Here is a 14,539-nt window from a genome sequence, read left to right on the forward strand (position 1 = left end):
CTGCTGCGCCTGCCCGGCACGACATCCGGTGGAGCCCGGCATGGCTGATCCCCACGCGACCGAGATCGTCCGGTTCCGCAAGGCCACCAAGGCGTTCGCCGGCAACGCGGCGGTGCGCGACGTCGATTTCACGCTGCGGCAAGGCGAGGTCCATGCGCTGCTCGGCGAGAACGGTGCGGGGAAGTCGACGTTGACCAAGGTGCTGGCCGGCCTCTATCCGCTGACGTCGGGCGAGATGCTGATTGACGGCAAACCGGTTGGCTTTTCCTCGCCCGCCGATGCCATGAAGCACGGCATCGCCATGGTGTTCCAGGAAACCAATCTCATCCCGTCGATGAATGTCGCCCAGAACATCTTCCTCGGCGAAGAGAGCTTCTTCAACCGGTTGCGCGGCATCAACATCAAGGCGCAGCAGCATCTGCAGCGGCTGAACTTCCATGTCGAGCCGACCGCGCTGGTGTCAACGCTCGGCGCCGCCAAGAAGCAGATGGTCGAGATCGCCCGCGCGGTTCACCACAAGGCCCGCATCTTCATCTTCGACGAGCCGACGGCGACGCTGACGCCGGAGGAAAAGCAGCACTTCTTCGCCCTGGTCGAGCGGCTGAAAGGCGAGGGCGCTTCCATCATCTTCATTTCACACGCGCTGGAAGAAGCGCTGTCGATCGCCGACCGCATCAGCGTGCTGCGCGACGGCGCGCTGATCGTCACCGACGATGCGCGCAATCTCACCCGCGAGAAAATCGTCCAGGCGATGGTTGGCCGGCAACTGACCGATACGCTCTATGGCGACGATGCCGCCAAACGCGTCGCGCGCCGCCCGGGCGAAAAGGTGCTGGCGCTCGAGAACGTCTCGATGGGTAAGGCGGTGCGCAGCGCCACGCTGTCGGTCTTTGCCGGCCAGGTGACCGGGCTGTTCGGCCTGGTCGGTGCCGGCCGCACCGAAATGATGAAGATCGCGGCGGGCGTTTTGAAGCGTGACTTCTTCCATGGTGGCCGCATCACGCTGCGCGGCGAGGTGGTGCACTTCCGCGTGCCACGGCAGGCCGTGCGGCGCGGCGTCGCCTATATCACCGAGGACCGCAAGCTCGACGGCCTATTCGATACGATGGACATCGCCCAGAACGTATTCCTCGGCAAGCTGGCCAAGGGCTCCAATCCGGTCTCGGTAATCGGCCTTGGCGAAGCGCGCCGGCAATCGGCCGAATGGATCGAGACGATGAAGGTCCGCACGATCGGCGCCAATGCTCGGGTGGTCGAGCTTTCCGGCGGCAATCAGCAGAAAGTGGTCATCGCCAAATCGCTAATCCAGGCGCCGTCGCTGATCATCTTCGACGAGCCGACGCGTGGCGTCGATGTCGGCGCCATCGCCGAGATCCATCAGATTATCGAGCGGCTTGCCGATGCGGGCGCGGCCGTCGTCGTTATCTCGTCCTATCTGCCTGAAATCCTCAATCTGTCGGACCGCATACTGGTGGCGCGCCAGGGCCGTATCGTCGAGGAGATGACCATCGACGAGGCCTCCGAAGAAAAGATCATGTATGCCGCCGTCCATTGAATCGCCCGGTGAGGATCGGCAGGCCACGATCGTCGAAGTCGGTCCGCGCGACGGCCTGCAGAACGAAAAGCGGCTGGTCTCGACCGGGCAGAAGCTGCGCCTGATCGGCATGCTGGCCGATTGCGGCTTCGCCCGCATCGAGGCGACGGCTTTCGTCTCGCCGAAATGGGTGCCGCAGATGGCCGATCATGATGAGGTCATGCGGCGCGCTGTGCGGCGCCCGGGGCTTATGCTGTCCGCGCTGGTGCCCAACGAGCAAGGTGCGCGGGCCGCGATCTCGGCCGGCGCGCAGGAACTCGCGGTCTTCACCAGCGCCTCCGAGACGTTTTCGAAACGAAACACCAATTGTACCATCGAGGAAGGGCTGGCTCGTTTTGTGCCAGTGATCGCGCTGGCCGCCGAGCATTCCTTGCCGGTGCGGGGCTATGTCTCCTGTGCCGTCGATTGTCCCTATGAAGGCCCGATCGAACCCGGCGCGGCCGCGAGAGTCGTCGCGCGCCTGCGCGATCTCGGCTGCGCCGAAATCGCCGTTGCCGACACGATCGGCAGGGCGACACCCGAGCGCGTGCATGCCATGGTGCTGGCAACCCTCGAAGAAGCAGAGGCTGCGCGGCTGGCCGGGCATTTCCACGACACCGGCGGCCTGGCGCTCGCCAACGTCGATACCGCCTGGGACCTCGGGCTCAGGGTGTTCGATGCCGCTGCCGGCGGGCTAGGCGGCTGTCCCTACGCGCCCGGTGCGGCCGGCAATCTTCGCAGCGGCGCGCTGGTGGCGCACCTTGCGTCGAAAGGGATTTCCACCGGCATAAATCGCGAATTGCTGGCCGGCATCGAAACCATGCTTGCCGAGGGTAAGTTTTTCGCCGAGCCATAAAACCACGACAACCCCGCAGCAAGTTTGCCTGAAATCAGTGCCGTCCCGATCTTCGGGGCTGGCGTCTCGGAAAATGCGACACGAGCTATATATTGCTGCCTTGGCTGCCCGCTCGGCTTTAGCAAAATTTGACGAGGCATCGAATTTTTGGCGCGCGTGCCGCCCTTGTTGTTAACGTCAGTACCAATGCCCCGATCGCCTTCACACCGAATGGAGAGTGTCGGCGATCGTTCCCATCAGGTTCTGTATGTCGATCCGCATCGACTGATTGATCGCTTTCGGCCAGGTCGACAGCTTCACGCCGACGAAATCGCGCTGGTGGTCGATGTAGATTATCTGCCATCCGAGCAGCTACTCTGAATGCAATGGGCGAGCCTCCAAGGTTTCTATTGGGTGGTTCTCAGAGGGATGGAGCCGGACATTCACTTCCGTCGAGAACATATCGCGAACTACAGGTTCAAAGCGCAACATCTCTTCGCGCGATGACCGGCCTCTCAGCACCGACCTATCGCTGATCCGCTGCAGCACTCTTTGCGGCCAAAGCCGATCCGTTGTAGGCGTGCATCTGCGCCAGCTTTGCCATGCGCTGGGCGGCTTCTGCGAGCGCCGAGCAATGCTGCTTGAAGTTTTGCTCTATGATCTGACCGTAGGGTCCCGTAAGTCCCACCGCGTACATCACCTCACCGCTCGTCGGCCTTATCGGAAATGCGATCGAGCCCAGGCCCGGAACATGCTCGGCCAGGTCCATGGCATAGCCCTGCTGCCGAACCTCCGCCAATTCCCTGGTCAACTCCGCGATCTTCGTTTTAGTCCGATCGGTATAGCTGCGCAGCTCGGTCGCCAGGATCCTGTTCACGGTCTCCTGCGGATGAAACGCAAGGATCGCCTTGGCCGAAGCGGTCGCATTTACAGGCATGGCCATACCCGGCATGACATAGGTCCGGACCGGAGTGTCGGGCGCGACGCAGGTGACCGAGCGCACCTCGGTACCGTCGAACTTCGACAGGAACGCCGACTGGCCGGTGCGGTCGGCCAAATCCTGAAGCGGTCGCTGCGCGAGCGTCGTCAGCCAGCCGCTATCCGGAGACATCTGTAGCAGCTGCAGCAAGCGATCGCCGAGGCGGTATGTCCGATTGCGAACGCTCTCGGCGGTGATCATCCCGCTTTCGATCAAGGCATGCAGCAGCCTGTTGATCGTGGTTTTGGGCAGTCCAAGCGTCGTTTCGAGCTCGATCGCCGTCAAGCCATGCTCGAACGGCGCGACCGTTTCCATGATCGAGATGTAGCGCTCGAGGGGACTGTCCTTGGCGCTCGGCTTCTTCGATTTCGTATTCAAGGGCACCTACGCCGATCTGACAATTGCGACTGCAAGAAGGTTATCGTTCAAAACAGACGTGAGGGGCAAGGTCGGTCTCTCGTTATCCCGCCGCGCCTCGAGTCCGAGGGGCTCCGTAGAATAGCCGAACGGCCGCACGCCCTCGGCTGTCGGGCTCCGCTAGGTAACCCGAACCCGAAACCTCCTCACGAATAATACCGAAATTCGGTATTATTTCCATTTTATGGGCCCCTCGATTGACTCGCAAGCCAAATCCTGATTATCGGGATAAATACCGATTTTCGGAGGAACTTGAAATGGCTGAACTCCCGCGTGTGACCTACTCGAACATCGGGGTGGATTTTTCCCCTGTTCACGCTCACCTCGATGCAATGATCCCGGATTTCGAGAAGAACACACTGGGTCGCGAGTGGTCGACGCCGTTTGCGACCGGCGCTCGGAAAGAGATCCTGAGCCCTATCGACAAGAAAATCTCTCTCGGCAAGTTCCCGGTTTCAATCCCGTCAGACGTCAAGTGCGCGATCCAGGCAGCCCGGGCCGGCGCGAAGGCCTGGAACCGTTCGACGCTGGACGATCGCCTTGCATTCGGCGCTCGCTGGCGAGAGGCACTTGCGGAGCGGAAATATGACCTCGGTTTGGCGGCGCTCTACGAGATCGGAAAGTCCCGCATCGAGGCAGTCGGCGAAGCCGAGGAATGCCTCGACATGGTCGAGTACTACGCATCGGAGATGAAGGCGAACAACGGGTTCGTCCGGCCCATGAACGTGTTGGTCGAAAACGAGACTGCTACGAGCGTCATGAAGCCCTATGGCGTCTTCGCGGTCATCGCTCCTTTCAACTTTCCGCTCGCCTTGTCGATCGGCATGGTCACGGGTGCGCTGTTGACAGGCAATGCGGTGGTCTACAAGCCGTCGCCGGGTTGCGCGCTGACCGGACTGCTGATTGCCGAAACGCTTCGCAAAGCGGGCTTGCCCGAAGGTGTTTTCAACATCGTGCTTGGCGATGGAGAGGTGGGGCGCCTTCTTGCCACCGACAACGGCATCGACGGCGTTGCATTCACCGGCTCCCATAAGACCGGCATGAGCATCTTCCGTCATATGGCAACGCTGCCCCACATGAAGCCCGTCATCGCCGAAATGGGTGGCAAGAACCCCGCCTACGTGACGAGCAAGGCCGACCTCGACCGCGCGGCGCAGGGGGTGGCGCGCTCCGCTTTTGGCCTGCAAGGCCAGAAGTGCTCCGCATGCTCGGTCGTGTATGTCGACGAGAAGGTCAAGGCGGAATTCATCGAGAAACTGGTAGCGTTCGCTGGAAAGCTGGTGGTCGGAGATCCTCGTAAGGCCGAGACCTTTATGGGCCCTGTCTATGGCGACGCCACAGTCGGCCGTTTCCAGGCAGCGCTGTCGGAAGTCGAGGGCAAAGGCAAGGTGCATTTTGGGGGCGCCGCCCTGGGCCAGGGATTTGCGAACAACTACGTCCTGCCGACGGTCGTCGAACTTGATGGTCCGGGCCGGCTGACCCGCGACGAACTCTTCATGCCTTTCGTGGTCGTCCGCGGTTTTGATAGTCTCGATGCCGCGATCGAAGAGGGCAACGACATCGCCTACGGATTGTCGGCCGGCATCTTTACCAACGACCAAAAAGAGTTGCGTCACTTCCTCGACACCGCCGAAGCGGGGGTTCTCTATGCCAACCGTGCGAGCGGCGCAACGACGGGTGCATGGCCAGGCGCGCAGCCATTCTGCGGCTGGAAGGGCACCGGGGTCAGCGGCAAGGGCGGTCTCGGCTCCTGGTTCCTGCCACAGTACCTGCGCGAGCAGAGCCACACGATCATGACCAAGTGATCGAAAGAGGTCGCGCCCTTCGTCGCGGCCATCCAAGACTGTCTCCTTCATCGGTTTACAAGATTATGCGCCACTATCCAGATTCAATGCCGAAGTCCCGCGAGATGTTCGAACGGGCCCGCAAGGTCATGCCGGGAGGAAACACCCGGACAACGGTCTTCATCGACCCGTTTCCGATCTATGCCCAGCGCGGCGAGGGCTGCCGCGTCTGGGACGTCGATGGAAACGTCTACTACGACTGCATCAACAATTTCACGGCCATGATCCATGGCTACGGCCATCCCGCCGTCACGGCCGCGGTGGTGGACCAGATGCCCCGGGGATCGGCTTTCGGAGCGCCCACCGAGAGCGAACTTGATCTTGCTGAACTGTTGGTGGAGCGCCTCCCGTCAGTCGAGCAGGTTCGCTTCGCCAACTCCGGCACGGAAGGCGTCATGATGGCGATCAAGGCGGCTCGGGCGTTCACCGAGCGGTCGAAGATCGTCAAGATCGAAGGTGCCTACCATGGCTCCTACGACTTCGCGGAAGTCAGCCTGGACAGTTCGCCCGCCAACTGGGGCGACATGCCTGCCTCAACGGCATACGCGAAAGGCACGCCGAAGGGAGTTCTCGATGATGTCATCGCGGTGCCGTTCAACGATACGGAGGCGCTGCGTGCCGTCTTCGACGCGCATGGCGACACGATAGCGGGTGTTCTGATCGACCCGATGCCGAACCGCGCCGGACTTATTCCCGCGCGAAAGGATTATCTCGACGCGATGGTCGAGATCGCTCATGCCGCCGGCTCGCTGGTGATCTTCGACGAGGTGATCTCGCTCCGCCTTGGCTATTCGGGGGCGCAGGGCCTGTGGAGCATCACGCCCGATCTGACGGCTCTCGGCAAGATCATCGGCGGAGGATTCCCGGTCGGCGCCGTCGGCGGCCGCGCCGACGTGATGGCGGTGTTCGATCCAACACAAGGCAAGCCCGCATTGCCGCATGGCGGCACCTTCACCGCGAACCCGGTGACGATGCGAGCCGGTCTGGCGGCGATGCGCGCGTTGACCCCGGCTAGCTTCGCGCATCTGGACGCTATCGGCAGCCTGCTTCGCGAGGGCATCACGGCCTCGCTTGCTCGCCATGGCCTCAACGGGCAGTGCGTCGGTCTCGGCTCGCTCTTCAAAGTTCATTTCACGGCGTTGCCGATCACGGACTACCGGTCAGTCTATCCGGGTGCGTCCGTACGCATGAAACTCGACCTGTTCCACAAGGGTCTGCTCGACCGCGGCGTGCTTTCGGCGAGTTACGGACTCTTCGCGCTTTCCACCTCCATGACCGAGGAAGACGCACGCGAGATCCTTTCCGCAATCGACGGCGCCCTCGCAGCAATCGCTCCGAAGCAATGACGTAGCGCGTCCAGCGCCGGATCCATCCGGCACGGGACGACGCAGCAACAGATGGAAGTCACATGACAGCTTCTCCTCACGTCGTCGTCATCGGTGCGGGTACCCTCGGTATGTGTTCTGCGCACGCGCTCGCGGAACAGGGCGCTCGCGTCACCGTCATCGACGCACAATCCATTGCGTCAGGATCCAGCGGCCGCTCGGTCGGGGTCGTTGGGACACAGCTCACGGATCCGTTCGAGATACAGCTGCGCATGCAATCGGTGCAGCGCGTCCGCCGGTGGCAAGAGCGCCTCGGTCTCGGCTTCAGCCCTATCGGCTACCTGCGTCTGGCGCGCACCTCCGAGCAGATGGAACTGTTCGCCCGCTCGGTGGAGATCCAGCGCGATGCCGGCTTCAGATCCAGGGTCTACCAGGCGAACGAGCTTCAGCAACTCGTGCCGCACTTGAGTTCAGATGGGCTCGAAGGCGGCATCTTCGGGCCGGACGACGGCTTCCTCGATCCCCACGAAATGTGCACGCTGCTGGCGCAACAGGTGAAGAAGCTCGGCTCCGAGGTGTTCCAGTTCCGCAAGCTGCTTGGTGCCGCGCGGACATCCGGTGGCTATCGGTTGGACACCAGCAAAGGGCCGATCGGCTGCGACTTCGTCGTGAATGCGGCAGGCGCCTGGGCGCCACGCGTTGCCGAGATGCTCGGACAGACGCTGCACATCCACCCCGAGCGCCACGAGGCGCTGACAATCCACTTGGACGCGCCGCTCCCGTACACAATGCCGATGGTCATGGATCTGGTGAACGGGCAGGGCACCGGACTCAACTTTCGGCACGAGAAAGCGGGCGAGCTCATCGCCGAGATACACAAGGTAAGTTCGCCGTCGCCCGAAGATCCGGACAACTACAACGAGCAGTGCGAGGAAGGGTCCAAGGTCATGCTGGCCGAGATGCTGATCGAACGCCTGCCTGATCTGCCGGGCGCCCGGCTCGGCCGGGGCTGGGCAGGCCTCTACCCTGTCACCGCCGACCACCGTCCCTATGTCGGACCAGTCGATCAGTCGGAGCCCGGTCTGATCACCGCGGCCGGTGCGGGCGGCTACGGGATTCAGCTTGCGCCGGTGATTGGGCTGATCGTCGCAGACTGGGTGCTCAAGGGCTCTCCCGCATCGATCCCAGGCACCGAAAGTCTCGCTCCAACTCCGGAAAGAAACGTTCCGGGCACACATACTGCGGCGGCTTGACCAGTGGGACACCGGCGTTAGCGCAAGGACAAAGAAGCCATGCCCGAGGCAGAAAATATCGTACGCATCAAGAACATCAACGTGATCTATGGCGGCCATCACGCCGTGAAGAACGTCTCGCTCGACATCACGCGCGGCGAGGTCGTGGCGATCGTCGGACCCAGCGGCGCGGGGAAGAGCACGCTGCTGCGCGCGATCAACATGCTCGAACAGCCGTCATCCGGCACCCTTGAAGTGGGTGCCATCCGGTTTTCGGTCGACCGCAATCTGTCCGCCGGAGAGCTGCTGAGGCTCCGACGTTCCACCGGGATGGTTTTCCAGTCCTTCAACCTGTTTCCGCACATGACCGTGCAGCGCAACATTTCGCTGCCGCAGATGCGGGTTCTGGGGCGCACCAAGGAGCAGGCGGACGCGCGCACCGCCCAATTGCTCGAACGCGTACACCTTACGGACAAGGCGCAAGCCTATCCGGCGCGCCTGTCGGGTGGCCAGCAGCAGCGTATCGCGATCGCACGCGCCCTGGCTCTTGACCCCAAGGTGATGCTCTTCGACGAACCCACGAGCGCCCTGGATCCCGAACTCGGGCTTGAGGTGTTGGCCGTGATGCGCGAGCTCGCCCAGGAAGGCATGACAATGATCATCGTCACGCACGAGATCGCCTTTGCCGCAGACGTCGCCGACCGCGTAATCGTCATGGCTAATGGAGAGATCATCGAGCAGGGTCCGCCTGATGCCGTGATCCGCAATCCGTCGTCGCCCCGCACGCGGCAGTTCTTCCGTGCCGTGGTCGATCGCAGATGATCGACCTGCTGGTTTCACTGCTCAGAGGCGTTCCGGCCACGCTGCTGGTGACCTTCGGCGCTTTCGGAGTCGGGGCCATCGCAGCCATGCCGCTGGTGCTGATGCGACGTTCCCGGTTGCTTCTGCTAAGCGCGCCGGCGCGCCTATACATCGACGTTGTCCGAGGAATCCCGCCGATCGTCTGGCTGTTCATTATTTTCTTCGGATTGGGCAGCGGAGTGATCGTTCTCAGTTCATATCAGGCTGCCATCCTGGGCATGGGGTTGGTATCAACGGCCTATCTCGCTGAAATCTATAGGGGTGGCTTCCTGGCCCTCTCGAAGGGCCAGCGGGAGGCGTCCACGGCGCTCGGTATGTCGCGCCTGGATACGCTGCGCTATATCCTGGCGCCGCAGGTCCTGCGCGTCTCGGTTCCACCCATGGCGACCTTCCTTGTTAGCCTGCTCAAAGACACGACCGTGGCCTCCACGATCGGTGTCCGCGACGTGATGATGTACGCATCGCAGCAGGCTCAAGGCGGCGGCGGCAGCTTCGCGCCGTTCATTTTCGCCGCGCTTCTCTACATCGTGCTGTCCATACCCGTTGTCGTGTTGGCACGCGCCGTGGACGGGCGGCTGCGCTCAAGGGGGCAAGCGAAATGAGCGAGATGCTGGCTAACTGGCTGGACTGGTCGCCCCAGCTTTTCCAAGGAGCTATTGTCAGTCTTCAGTTGGCGGGCCTGGCGCTGCTGTTCGGATTGCCTATCGGCCTCGTTCTTGCGCTTGCCTCTTCCTCTGGAAACAGGCTCGTCCGCTATTTCGCGGTGGTATTGGTCGAGATCGGGCGTGGTGCGCCTGCACTCGTCGTCCTGCAGATGGTCTACTATGGATTGCCTGCTTCCGGGATGACCGTAAGTGCCTTCACCTCTGGCGTGATTGCGTTGGCGCTAACGACAGGCGCCTACACCAGCGAGATCCTTCGCGCCGGTCTGAACGCGGTTCCGCATTGTGAGATCGAGGCGGGCTGGGCGCTCGGCATGACCCGCCGGGACATCCTGCGCTTCGTAGTGATCCCCCAAGGAATCCTGTTCGCAATACCCGCACTGATGGGCTTTGCCATTCTCATCTTCCAGGCGACGGCCCTTACATACACGATCGCCATCCCCGAACTTCTGGCGCGCGCCTATCGCGTGGGTGCGGCCACCTACCTCTACCTCGATGTCCTGATCTTGGCGGGCCTGTTCTATCTCGCCATCACCGTCCCGTTCGGGTGGCTGGTCTCGTACACCGAACGTAGGCTGGGCAGCCATCTCGGCTGACCTGCAATCAAAAACCATCAATGTCAGAGGAGAGCACAGTGAAAAATTGGAGTAAGATTATCTCGGCCGCGGCCATTGCTACGGCCTTGGGTGCCAGCGTCGCGTCCGCACAGGATTGCAAGCCGCAGCACGTTTTCGAAACCGTGTCAGCGGGCAAACTCACAGTCGCGCTTACCAACACCGCTCCGTATTCGCTCGAAAAAGACAGCGGCATCGCGGGTATCGACGGCGATCTCGTGAAGCGTTTTGCCAAGGAGAACTGCCTGGAGATCGCTTATGAGATCTTCACATATCCAGGCGCGGTTTCCGCAGTTCAGTCGCGGCGCGCGGACATCGCGCTTGGCGGCTTCTATCGTACCGCCGCCCGCGCGAAGGTCGTCGCTCTGTCTACGCCGGTCTATCTCGACCAACTGTCCGTCACCTCGACCAACGGCATTGATACTGTCGATGGTCTGCTGGGCAAGAAGGTCGGCACCGTTGAAGGATATTTATGGGTCCAGGACATGGAGAAGCTTTACGAAGGCTCCAAGACCTATCCGTCGTCGCTGAACCTCGCGCAGGACCTTCATGCCGGTCGTATTGAGGCGGCGCTCGACGGCTTCGGCTCCGCTGTCATTCAGAACGAAGGACAGAATTATAAGGTAAATGCGCTGAAACAAGATCCGCGCATCGATGCGACCATGAACCCGTCGCAGACCGCCTTCCTGCTGGACAAGAGCAACGAGGATCTTGCGAAGGCCGTTGACACGTCCCTAGAAGCTTACCGCAAGGATGGCGCGATCGCGGAAGCGCTCAAGGCTTACGGGCTGGATCCGTCAGCCGCAGATGTCGGTGGCGCCCGCGTCATCGAGTAAGCCGCTGGTATGAAGGGCCGCTCCGCCTGTGCCTCCCGTTTTTAGGAAGAAAACCGAGCGAGGCGGGCGGCCTGGACGTTTGCTGCGCGGCTGCGATCCGAGCGTGTGCTAAATGCCTGCCGTCGACTACGTCGCCGCCGATGCCTACATCAATTCGGACGACACTGGCGACTGTCAGCTCGCCGACCTCATCCAAGGCGAGGAGCTTCCCTCGCTTTACGCCCGTTCCTGCTGTGCAGAGCAGTGCCGCTGGCTCGCACCTTGGCTATAGAGCTTCTATCAACGCGCAGTGTGCATGATCGCATCTGTGGGGCGCGGGAGGTTTCGAGGGGAACACGATCTGGCATTTGAAGTTTGCTCCTAGGGCAGCGCCTGCTTTGACGAGCTTCGCCAACTCAAGTCTTGCGCCCTTCCGAGAGAAGATTGTCGCCGGTAGTGACGAAGAGCGCGAAAACTTATTGCGCAAGCTTGACTGCGGCGCTGGCGCACCGGCGGAAGTCTGCTGTTCGGGCTTCGTGCTGGCCGTTGCTCGCGCCAACCGTGGCTAAGTTCGCCGTCCCATCCACTCTTCACGCCGTTCAGCATCGAACGCCTGCCGACCCTTCGCGGCCCATAGATCTCGTGCATGCTCGCCTTCAGCGCTCTGCAATTTGTCGGCCGCCTATCCCGCTGGTTGCCTTTGCCAACGAGGCCAAGCCTCTTCAGGGCGATCCGCGCGAGATCAACCGGTTCGACCTTGACGGGCAGCCCGTGCACCGCAACGGCATGAGCCAGAATGAGTTTTACGAAACCGATGTCGATGCCTAGCGTCATCGGTCCAGCACCTTGGGCAGCCCGGTCACGGCCGAAACGAATGAGCCGTTCGCGATCGAGAGCCGCGATGTTGCACTTGCCGAGATGTCTTTGGAGCATAGCGAGGGCTGCGGCCTTGGAGCGGCGAGGGGACTTGCCTATATCGCACATGTCGTCGATATGAAGGTCGATGAGTTCGCCGAAGGTTTTCAGGCGCGCTGTTCGAGACTTTGCCGGTGTCTCACCGCGATCGACTTGGCGCTCGGTTTCGTCGCCCAGCGGCGTGCGTCGTCTCGGCGCAGGAAGGTTTCGCTGACGTAGCGACCTTTGCGACGGACTTGGACACGCCAGGACCCGGACGAGAGCTTTGTGTAGGTGGCCATTTTTTCGTGTGCGCTCCGTGTGCACTGAGAGATCGAAACGTGGCGAAAAAGGGTCGTATTCTGGCGTAAATTGTGTGCACTTGGCACGTTCTAACGATTTGATGTTAAACAAAAAATGCTGCAAAATCAATATCATAGGCTATCTGTGGCCCCGATGATGGACTGGACGGACCGGCATTGCCGGTTCTTCCACCGCCAGCTGACAAGCCATGCGCTGCTTTATACCGAGATGGTGGTGGCCGACGCGGTCATCCATGGCGCGCGCGAGCGGCTGCTCGGCTTCGATGCGGTGGAACATCCGGTCGCGCTGCAGCTCGGCGGCTCGGATCGTGAAAAGCTCGCCGAGGCTGCCCGCATTGGCGAGGCCTTTGGCTATGACGAGATCAACCTCAATGTCGGCTGTCCGTCAGACCGCGTCCAGTCGGGCACGTTCGGTGCCTGCCTGATGAAAGTGCCGGACCTCGTCGCCGGCTGCGTCGCGGCGATGAAAGCGGCGGTGAAGATCCCCGTGACCGTTAAATGCCGCATCGGCGTCGACGAGCAGGATCCGGAGCCGGCCCTGGATGCGCTGACGGATGGGGTTTTCGATGCCGGCGCCGACGCATTGTGGGTGCATGCACGCAAGGCGTGGCTGGAAGGGCTGAGCCCCAAGGAAAACCGTGACATCCCGCCGCTCGACTACAACAGGGTCTATCGGCTGAAGGTCAGAAAACATAACGAATTCATTGGCATCAATGGTGGAATTCAGTCGATTGAAGAGGCGCAGAAGCATCTCGGTCATGTCGATGGCGCGATGCTTGGCCGCGCCGCCTACCACACGCCCGGCATTCTGGCCGGCGTCGATGCCGCTTTCTACGGCGTCCAGTCCGAGCCGTTCGATTTCGCCGCGCTGATCGATGCGATGGCGGACTATGCGGCACGCCATATCGAGCAGGGTGGGCGGCTTGGCCATGTCACCCGCCATATGGTCGGACTGTTCCATGGCCTGCCCGGTGCGCGCCGCTACCGGCAGATCCTGTCCACGGACGCGACAAAACCCGGGGCCGGCCCGGACGTGCTGAAGACGGCTTACGCGGCCGTCGAGTTCGGTGGCGCAGCAGCCGAAGCGGCTTGAGCTTCGGGGATCAATCCCTGAGGATCATGCGGTCGCCGCGCACGTCAAAACCCGACAATGAACCGATGAAGTTCATGCCGAGCAGGCTCTGGCTGAGCATTCCGGGTGCGGCGATCATCACCGACATATCCCTGCGCATGATGCCGCCGATCGCAATCTGATCGGTTTTCACGGCCGCGGCGCGCGCCATGCCGTTGGCGGTCGAAACCGGTATGGTGTAGTTGAGCGCCGCTGGATTGAATCCGGCGGCCTGCGCATCCTGCGACGTCAGCACGGTGCTGGTCGCGCCGGTATCCACCACGGCCCGGACCGGGTTGCCATTGATCAGGATGCGCGCTTCGAAATGGCCGTTGTCCGCCTTGTCGAGCGTCACCGTGGCGTGGCCGTCCTCGACGCCAAGCGCAAGCGGGCTGCCGGGAACAAGGCCCGCGGTCACCCGGCTGGCGACATCCTGCAACTCATAGCGATACTGGTAGCCGGCGATCAGCGCGAGTGCGATCGCCGCCCAGGCGCCGAGATTGCGGGCCATGGCGCCCAGGGGGCGGCCCGAGCGAAGCAGGCCGGCGCCGATAAGGGCGCCAAAGGCACCGAGCCAGATCAGCCGGCTGAAATCGTTGTTCTCGACGCCGAGCGTGCTGCCGGCGGAATCATTGAGCATGAGCAGGACTGCTCCCACCCCGATCGCGGCCATCAAAATCCAGAACAACCGGCTCATCCGCACCTCACGATAGCGCGCCGCGTTCGCGCGCCATACGGGTGCGGCGAGTTTCCCGGCGCGGCCGGCGTTCGACCGTCTCCAGCCGGGCCGGCAATTGCGCCATGACGCTGCGGCGCGTTTCCGTCGTCATCCCGATCCAGGCGCCGATTTCCTCGCGCGTGCGACCGCAACCGAAACAGAAGCCGGTTTTCATGTCGATCGAACAGACCAGGATGCACGGGGATTCGATGGCCGTCATGACTTTCTCTTGGGCTTCCATCCGGAATCCCTTGTTCCACCTCCACATGGTGCAATGGCAAAGCCAATGCAAGCCCTCGCGATTGCGCCCTTCGGGGCCGGCTTTGCGGCAAATGC

Annotated in this window: 14 protein-coding genes and 1 pseudogene; 11 read left to right on the forward strand and 4 right to left on the reverse strand. The window is 62.1% G+C overall.

From position 1 onward, the window contains the following. Positions 1-40 precede the first annotated feature (40 nt). Positions 41-1,555 (forward strand): sugar ABC transporter ATP-binding protein, encoded by a 1,515-nt coding sequence (locus EN984_RS04675; RefSeq protein ID WP_127270801.1) that lies wholly within the window; start codon positions 41-43, stop codon positions 1,553-1,555. After that, positions 1,539-2,429 carry a hydroxymethylglutaryl-CoA lyase gene (locus EN984_RS04680; RefSeq protein WP_127270803.1) on the forward strand — a complete coding sequence of 297 codons (891 nt, stop codon included), beginning with the start codon at positions 1,539-1,541 and terminating at the stop codon, positions 2,427-2,429. Before EN984_RS04675 ends, EN984_RS04680 begins: the two co-directional genes overlap by 17 nt. A gap of 505 nt (positions 2,430-2,934) precedes the next feature. Here the strand turns inward: EN984_RS04680 and EN984_RS04685 are convergent. After that, positions 2,935-3,771 (reverse strand): IclR family transcriptional regulator, encoded by an 837-nt coding sequence (locus EN984_RS04685; RefSeq protein ID WP_127327917.1) that lies wholly within the window; start codon positions 3,769-3,771, stop codon positions 2,935-2,937. A 290-nt stretch (positions 3,772-4,061) separates the two neighbouring features. Between EN984_RS04685 and EN984_RS04690 the strand changes: the two genes are divergently transcribed. From EN984_RS04690 to EN984_RS04720, 7 genes are all read left to right on the forward strand, one after another. Further along, entirely contained in the window at positions 4,062-5,609 is a 1,548-nt protein-coding gene (locus EN984_RS04690) for an aldehyde dehydrogenase family protein (RefSeq protein ID WP_127270807.1), read from the forward strand. Positions 5,610-5,695: 86 nt separating this feature from the next. Next, a complete protein-coding gene (locus tag EN984_RS04695; RefSeq protein WP_245465143.1) occupies positions 5,696-6,994 on the forward strand; it encodes an aspartate aminotransferase family protein in 1,299 nt (432 codons plus the stop codon). 62 nt (positions 6,995-7,056) lie between these two features. Continuing rightward, on the forward strand, positions 7,057-8,226 hold the full coding sequence (locus tag EN984_RS04700; RefSeq protein ID WP_127270694.1) for an FAD-binding oxidoreductase: 1,170 nt from the start codon (positions 7,057-7,059) through the stop codon (positions 8,224-8,226). 39 nt (positions 8,227-8,265) lie between these two features. Continuing rightward, on the forward strand, positions 8,266-9,027 hold the full coding sequence (locus EN984_RS04705; RefSeq protein WP_127270696.1) for an amino acid ABC transporter ATP-binding protein: 762 nt from the start codon (positions 8,266-8,268) through the stop codon (positions 9,025-9,027). Continuing rightward, the gene (locus EN984_RS04710; protein WP_127270812.1) at positions 9,024-9,668 is read left to right on the forward strand and encodes an amino acid ABC transporter permease; all 645 of its coding nucleotides are present in this window, start codon (positions 9,024-9,026) and stop codon (positions 9,666-9,668) included. Before EN984_RS04705 ends, EN984_RS04710 begins: the two co-directional genes overlap by 4 nt. Next, a complete protein-coding gene (locus tag EN984_RS04715; RefSeq protein WP_127270814.1) occupies positions 9,665-10,324 on the forward strand; it encodes an amino acid ABC transporter permease in 660 nt (219 codons plus the stop codon). The genes EN984_RS04710 and EN984_RS04715 overlap by 4 nt, the downstream gene beginning before the upstream one ends. A 38-nt stretch (positions 10,325-10,362) precedes the next feature. Further along, on the forward strand, positions 10,363-11,178 hold the full coding sequence (locus tag EN984_RS04720; protein WP_164748881.1) for a transporter substrate-binding domain-containing protein: 816 nt from the start codon (positions 10,363-10,365) through the stop codon (positions 11,176-11,178). 544 nt (positions 11,179-11,722) lie between these two features. Here EN984_RS04720 and EN984_RS38585 read toward each other — a convergent pair. Beyond that, a pseudogene (locus EN984_RS38585) lies at positions 11,723-11,836 on the reverse strand (conjugal transfer protein TraD); the annotation flags it as partial. 167 nt (positions 11,837-12,003) lie between these two features. Between EN984_RS38585 and EN984_RS38125 the strand changes: the two are divergent. Next, the gene (locus EN984_RS38125) at positions 12,004-12,291 is read left to right on the forward strand and encodes a hypothetical protein (protein WP_164775891.1); all 288 of its coding nucleotides are present in this window, start codon (positions 12,004-12,006) and stop codon (positions 12,289-12,291) included. A 177-nt stretch (positions 12,292-12,468) separates the two neighbouring features. Continuing rightward, positions 12,469-13,467 carry a tRNA dihydrouridine(20/20a) synthase DusA gene (dusA, locus tag EN984_RS04735; protein WP_127270818.1) on the forward strand — a complete coding sequence of 333 codons (999 nt, stop codon included), beginning with the start codon at positions 12,469-12,471 and terminating at the stop codon, positions 13,465-13,467. Between the two features lie 10 nt (positions 13,468-13,477). On the opposite strand, the gene EN984_RS04740 is transcribed toward dusA, so the two are convergent. Both EN984_RS04740 and EN984_RS04745 read right to left on the reverse strand, forming a co-directional pair. After that, complete coding sequence (locus EN984_RS04740) at positions 13,478-14,182, reverse strand: TIGR02281 family clan AA aspartic protease (protein WP_127270820.1); 705 nt, start codon at positions 14,180-14,182, stop codon at positions 13,478-13,480. A gap of 7 nt (positions 14,183-14,189) precedes the next feature. Continuing rightward, positions 14,190-14,423, reverse strand: a complete 234-nt coding sequence (locus EN984_RS04745) for a DUF1289 domain-containing protein (protein ID WP_164748880.1) — start codon at positions 14,421-14,423, stop codon at positions 14,190-14,192. Between the last annotated feature and the right edge of the window lie 116 nt (positions 14,424-14,539).

Origin of the sequence: Mesorhizobium sp. M7A.F.Ca.CA.004.12.1.1 (genome assembly GCF_003997835.1) — a bacterium.
In the GTDB taxonomy this organism is placed as follows: Bacteria; Pseudomonadota; Alphaproteobacteria; order Rhizobiales; family Rhizobiaceae; genus Mesorhizobium.